The sequence below is a fragment of the Bombilactobacillus bombi genome (assembly GCF_013607485.1).
Taxonomy (GTDB): domain Bacteria; phylum Bacillota; class Bacilli; order Lactobacillales; family Lactobacillaceae; genus Bombilactobacillus; species Bombilactobacillus bombi_A.
The window spans coordinates 1-5,871 of the sequence record NZ_SCHP01000059.1; the positions used below are offsets into that span (position 1 = coordinate 1).

6 protein-coding genes and 2 pseudogenes are annotated in these 5,871 nt (G+C 35.8%); all 8 read left to right on the plus strand.

Annotated elements, in window-relative coordinates; genetic code table 11:
* A partial coding sequence (locus EQ827_RS07520) for a hypothetical protein (protein ID WP_219912674.1) occupies positions 1 to 438 on the plus strand: 438 nt, incomplete at its 5' end.
* Between the two features lie 2 nt (positions 439 to 440).
* Positions 441 to 1,166: a segregation and condensation protein A gene (locus tag EQ827_RS07525; protein WP_219912675.1), complete on the plus strand. Its 726-nt coding sequence runs from the start codon at positions 441 to 443 to the stop codon at positions 1,164 to 1,166.
* A 4-nt stretch (positions 1,167 to 1,170) separates the two neighbouring features.
* On the plus strand, positions 1,171 to 1,752 hold the full coding sequence (gene scpB, locus EQ827_RS07530) for an SMC-Scp complex subunit ScpB (RefSeq protein WP_181190387.1): 582 nt from the start codon (positions 1,171 to 1,173) through the stop codon (positions 1,750 to 1,752).
* Positions 1,742 to 2,464, plus strand: a pseudogene (locus tag EQ827_RS07535) (pseudouridine synthase). Before scpB ends, EQ827_RS07535 begins: the two are co-directional and overlap by 11 nt.
* A gap of 100 nt (positions 2,465 to 2,564) precedes the next feature.
* Positions 2,565 to 3,194 (plus strand): LysM peptidoglycan-binding domain-containing protein, encoded by a 630-nt coding sequence (locus EQ827_RS07540; protein ID WP_181190388.1) that lies wholly within the window; start codon positions 2,565 to 2,567, stop codon positions 3,192 to 3,194.
* A gap of 29 nt (positions 3,195 to 3,223) precedes the next feature.
* A complete protein-coding gene (cmk, locus tag EQ827_RS07545) occupies positions 3,224 to 3,889 on the plus strand; it encodes a (d)CMP kinase (RefSeq protein WP_181190389.1) in 666 nt (221 codons plus the stop codon).
* 71 nt (positions 3,890 to 3,960) lie between these two features.
* A complete protein-coding gene (gene rpsA, locus EQ827_RS07550) occupies positions 3,961 to 5,166 on the plus strand; it encodes a 30S ribosomal protein S1 (RefSeq protein ID WP_181190390.1) in 1,206 nt (401 codons plus the stop codon).
* A gap of 123 nt (positions 5,167 to 5,289) precedes the next feature.
* A pseudogene (locus EQ827_RS07555) lies at positions 5,290 to 5,706 on the plus strand (GTPase); the annotation flags it as partial.
* Positions 5,707 to 5,871 lie beyond the last annotated feature (165 nt).

Consider the following 5,871-nt stretch of genomic DNA (forward strand, 5'->3'; position numbering starts at 1 on the left):
GATTTACACACATTTGTCGCAAAAACGGATGCTAGAAGTTTATCAACAAACTCATCCTCGAGCTTAGGAGGAAATATGTTAATTAAATATAGTTCTAATTATCAAAAAATAGCTATGGGCTTTTTATCATATTTACCGGAATTAAAGGATTTGGATCATTTACAAATGGAATTAAAAGTCTATACTGCAGATTCACGGCACCAATTTTTACTTTATAAAAATAATAGTGATAATTTTGCTGGTATAATTGCCTTAGAAATCCAAGAGCAGATAGTGATGGTGCGCTATATTTCTTTAAGTCCAACTGAAAGATCTACTAATAGTATTTTTAAAGTTTTAGATGAAATTCAAACCTATTATCCGCAGTCTAAAATTATGGGCTCAATTGAAATGACTCCTATGATTTTGAATTGGTATAAATTCCGGCAGGGTAGTTAATAATGGAAAAATTACAATTGATTTTAACTGATTTTCAAGGGCCCTTAGATTTATTGCTACATCTAATTAGACAGTCCAAAATTGATATTTATGACATTCCCATTGCACAAATTACTGAACAGTACATTGCTTACCTGCATCAAATGCAATCACTTCAGCTAGATATTGCTGGTGATTACTTAGTGATGGCTTCAACTCTAATGCGGATTAAAAGTCAGTTATTATTGCCTAAGTCACCTATCAGCACTGAAGAAGAAGCATCAGAACCAGAAGATCCTAGAAGCGACTTAGTAGCGCAATTATTAACCTATCAAACCTTTAAGAATATGGCGAGTACCTTAAAAAATCTAGAAAAGCAGCGCCAGCAGATGTATGCTAAAGCACCAGCAACTTTAACGCCAGATACAGTAGTCCATTTAAAGCCGGGAGTTAAAGTAGCCCAAGATTTAGCTAGAGCCATGCAAGATTTAATAACACGTCAGGCCAAGCAGCAGCGTCAGCAAGCAAATATTATTACAGAACAAATATCAATTGCGCAAGCCCAAGACGAAATTTTAAAATATTTAAAGACCAAACATCAGACCACTTTTAGATATCTCTTAAGCCATCAACAAACAGTTGAAGAGGTAGTTACTAAATTTATGGCCTTATTAGAATTAATTAAAGATCAGATAATTGAAGCACAACAAAGCAGCTGGCAGGCCGACATCTTGGTAAAATTGAGGTAAAATAATGCAAACAGACCAACAAATTATTGCGGTGTTATATGCAGCTGGAGAACAAGGAGTTAGTTTAACAACTCTAAGTGAAGTTTTACAATTGGATGCGGCAGCTTTACGCCAACATTTACAGAGATTACAAGACCAAACTGCTCATAATGATTCTCCTTTAATAATTAAACAATATGGAGCTAGCTTTAAACTGTTAACAAAACCCCAATATCAGGCAGTAATAGAAAGATATTTGCAAAAAGATCAAGCATCCCATCTTAGCCAAGCAGCAGTTGAAGTTCTAGCAATCATTGCTTATCAACAGCCAATAACTCGGGTTGAAATTGATGCTATTCGGGGTGTTAAAAATAGTAATGCAACAATTCAAACTTTGCAGGCGCGACAATTGATTAAAGATAAGGGACGTAAAGAGGCTCCCGGACGTCCAATTATGTATATAACTACGGAAGAATTTTTAGATTATTTTGGCTTAAAGACGTTAGCGGATTTACCTGATTTAAAAAATTTTGCAAACGGAGAATTACAGCAACCAATCAATCTTGAATTATTTTCTGAAAAAGGAAAGGTTAAAAATGGAGACTAAACAAAGATTACAAAAGTTAATCGCAAATGCCGGGGTAACTTCTCGTCGTAAAGCCGAAGATTTAATAACCACTTGACGTGTAAGTGTTAATGGTCAAATAGTCCATGAATTGGGATCTAAATTTACTAAGCATGACCAAATCGAAGTCGACGGTATTCCTCTTCAAAAAGATCCAAAAATTTACATTTTATTTTATAAACCACGAGGTGTAATTAGTTCTGTTCATGATGAAAAAAATCGCAAAGTTGTTACCGATTATTTTACTGATATCATTGAAGCCCGTATTTATCCGGTAGGACGTTTAGATTATGATACATCAGGATTGCTACTCTTAACTAATGATGGTGATTTAACTAATCATCTTTTACATCCACGTAATCATATCGATAAAATTTATGTGGCTAAAGTAACTGGAATTATTCAATCACCGGCTTTGGAGCAATTGCGTCACGGTGTCAAAGTTAATGGCAGAAAAACGGCAGCGGCAAAGGCTGAATTACTTTCAGTAGATCAGCGTAAGAAAACTTCTATCGTTAAATTAACAATCCATGAGGGTATGAACCATCAAGTAAAGCAAATGTTTCAACAAGTAGGGGCTCAGGTTTTAAAATTAAAGCGTGAGCAAATTGGTTTTTTAAACTTACAGGGGTTAACGTCGGGTGATTGGCGTTTTCTAAAAAAAGAGGAAGTTAAAGCCTTAAAGAAATTATAAATATAGCAATTATTATGGTGGAGAACGCTTTTTTAATAAAACTTAAAGAATTTTTATTTAAAAACTGGTAAACTAGAAATAGACAATAGGGGTGAATAATATGAGCGACAAGGATCCTAAACTTTGGGAATCAACTTTTGGTGATGATTCCGATGCTGAAAAACCAGAAAAGTTATCGCGGGTGCGCCGAAAGAAAAGCCGGCATAGCAATACTTTGTTAGTCTGGGTTATAGCGCTAGTTTTGTTGGCAATTATGTTTTCGCCAATTATACATTCTGCTATTTCAGCAAATCATCAAAAATCTGCTGTGGATACGGCCAGTCAAGTTTCTGTAAGTTCTAAACCTAAGAAAGCACCATCTAAGGCAAAAAAACAGACACATAAAAAGCAAAAGGCCAAACAAGTTACGTCTAAATTAGATGATTATAAGAATCAAGAAAAAACGCCGACAGCTAATGATAATCCGCCGGCACCAGCCAAACCTGCTGAACAACCACAAAATAATAATGACGATAGTCAAAAGCAAGCTGCCGATGCAAATAATAATGCTGCAGCTAATACTAATCAAACTCAGCAACAGGATTCTGGTGAGTACTATACTGTGCAGCCAAAAGATAATGCCTATCGGATTGCTTTGAATCACGGCATGACAACAGCGCAGCTATATCAATTAAATGGTATTTCAACTGGTACAGTCTTACATCCTGGCATGCGTTTAAAGGTTAAATAAATAATTTTTGAGTTTTGGAAGTGAAATGAATGCAAATTGCAATTGATGGCCCTGCTTCGGCTGGTAAAAGTACTATCGCTAAAATTATTGCGGATAAATTAAATTACATTTATACAGATACAGGTGCTATGTATCGGGCAGTGACGTGGTTGGCTTGGCAAAAGCAAGTTGATTTTGGTAATGAAAATCAAATCACGGATTTAATTCAAAAAATTCCGATTAATTTTCGTATTCTAAAAGGGCAGCAGCGGATTTTTGTTGGTGATACTGATGTTAGTGAAGCAATTAGAACTCCTTTCATTACCAATAATGTTTCACAAGTATCATCTTTACCCTTAGTTCGACAGTTGATGGTTGAGCAGCAACGTCAAATTGCACAAAATAATAACGTGGTGATGGATGGACGTGATATTGGCACTACAGTTTTGCCTCAGGCAGATGTGAAAATTTTTATGGTGGCTAGCGTTCATGAACGTGCTAAGCGCCGCTATCAGGAAAATCTGACTCGTGGAATTACTACATCATTAACTGAATTAGAAACGGAAATTGCTGCTCGTGATTATAAGGATTCACATCGGCAAACGTCACCTTTAAAAAAAGCTGCGGATGCAATTGAAATAGATACAACATCATTGAACATTGATCAAGTTGTTCAAAAAATATTAAAAATTATTCATTTTAAAACAAATAAATAATGATTACTACTGGTAATTGTTGCGATTTTCATTTAAGATAGATTTCGAAAGATGTCGAGGAGGATGTAAAAATGGCTGAAGAGCATAGCGATACAAATCCAATGGAGCAGGCTTTGAACAATTTTAACCAAGTTCAGATTGGTGATGTTGTTGAAACTGAGGTATTATCTGTTGATGATGGTCAATTGATAGTCGGAATTGATAATTCTGGTGTAGAAGGGGTTGTACCCTTAAAGGAATTGACTGCTGATCGTAAGGCTGATATTCACGACTTGGCTAAAGTTGGCGATAAGTTGGAATTATTGGTTGTTCGACCATCAGCAAGTGACAAAGAAGATGGTAGCTTTATCTTATCCAAGCGTCGTGTAGAGAATAGAAAAGCTTACGAAAAAATGTCAGAGATTCAAGCTAATGACGACACCATAACTGGTAAGGTAACTAGCACAGTTAAAAGTGGCTTATTAGTCGACATTGATGGTTTGCGTGGATTTATCCCAGCTTCCATGATTTCTGATCATTATGTACGTGATTTGAAACCTTATGTTGGAAAAGAATTGACTTTAAAGGTTATTGAAGTAGACCAGACTAAGAATCGTTTAGTTTTGTCTCATAAAGAGATTGCTGCTGCACAAAAAGCTGCTAAGGAAGCTGAAGTGTTTGCAAAAATTTTACCTGGTGATGTAATCGAAGCGAAGGTTTCTCGTTTGACAAATTTTGGTGCTTTTATTGATTTAGGTGGTGTAGATGGTTTAGTTCACATCTCCCAAATTTCGTATCAGCATATTGATAAACCTTCTGAAGTTTTAGAGCCTGGACAAGATGTGAAAGTTAAAGTCTTAGATGTAGATAAAGATAGAGGTCGAATTTCTTTGTCAATTAAAGCTACACAACCAGGTCCCTGGGAAACAGTAGCTGACAAAATCAAGGTGGGCGATGAAATTGATGGTGTAATTCGCCGTTTAACTGATTTTGGCGCTTTTGTAGAAGTGTTACCTGGTGTGGAAGGCTTGGTTCATGTTTCTCAAATTTCTTGGGATCATGTTAATAAACCTAGTGATGCTTTAGAAGTTGGTCAAAAAGTGCATTTAAAGGTGTTAAATGTGGAACCAGATCGTCGTCGTTTAGGCCTTTCCATCAAGGCTTTGGTTGAAAATCCTCATGAGAAAAAGAAACCTCAAACAGATCCTGAACCAGAAAAGATTGACTATAAAATTCCTAAGGAAGAACGTGGATTTTCTTTAGGTGATATTATTGATTCGGATAAGTTAAGCAAATAAATAAAATCTTTAATTCAATAAGTTTCAAATAATACTAGACTAAATAAAAGTATGGGATTGTGAGAAGTATGATCACAGTCCCTTTTATTTAGACTCTTGGAAATATTTAGAGAAGGTGAAGAAATGGCACTTCCTGTTGTAGCATTAGTGGGTCGACCTAATGTTGGTAAATCAACTATTTTTAATCGTATTATTAGCCAAAGATTATCAATTGTAGAAGATACTCCTGGCGTTACACGAGATCGCATTTATGCCCATGGTGAATGGATTGGGCAAGAGTTTAGTATAATTGATACCGGCGGTATTACAATGGATGATCAAACTTTAAATAAAGAAATAACCAGTCAGGCTGAGATTGCTATTGAAGAAGCTGATGTAGTTGTAATGATTGTAGATGCGCGGGTTGGTGTTACTACTGAAGATGAATTGGTTGCTAAAATCTTGTATCAATCTCATAAACCCATCGTCTTGGCAGCTAATAAAGCAGATAACTTAGAACAGCGTCAAGATATTTATGACTTTTATACATTGGGTTTAGGCCAATGAAACTAAATTTAATTGAATCATCGGCAGCCTCTTCAGATTTACTCGGCAATTTTTCAACAATTTGATCTAATAAATCTCCCATACCAGTTCCGTGAACACCGGAAACTGCATAAGGTTGGCCTAAACCCAATGTATAAAAGTAATAAATATCTTGCCGCT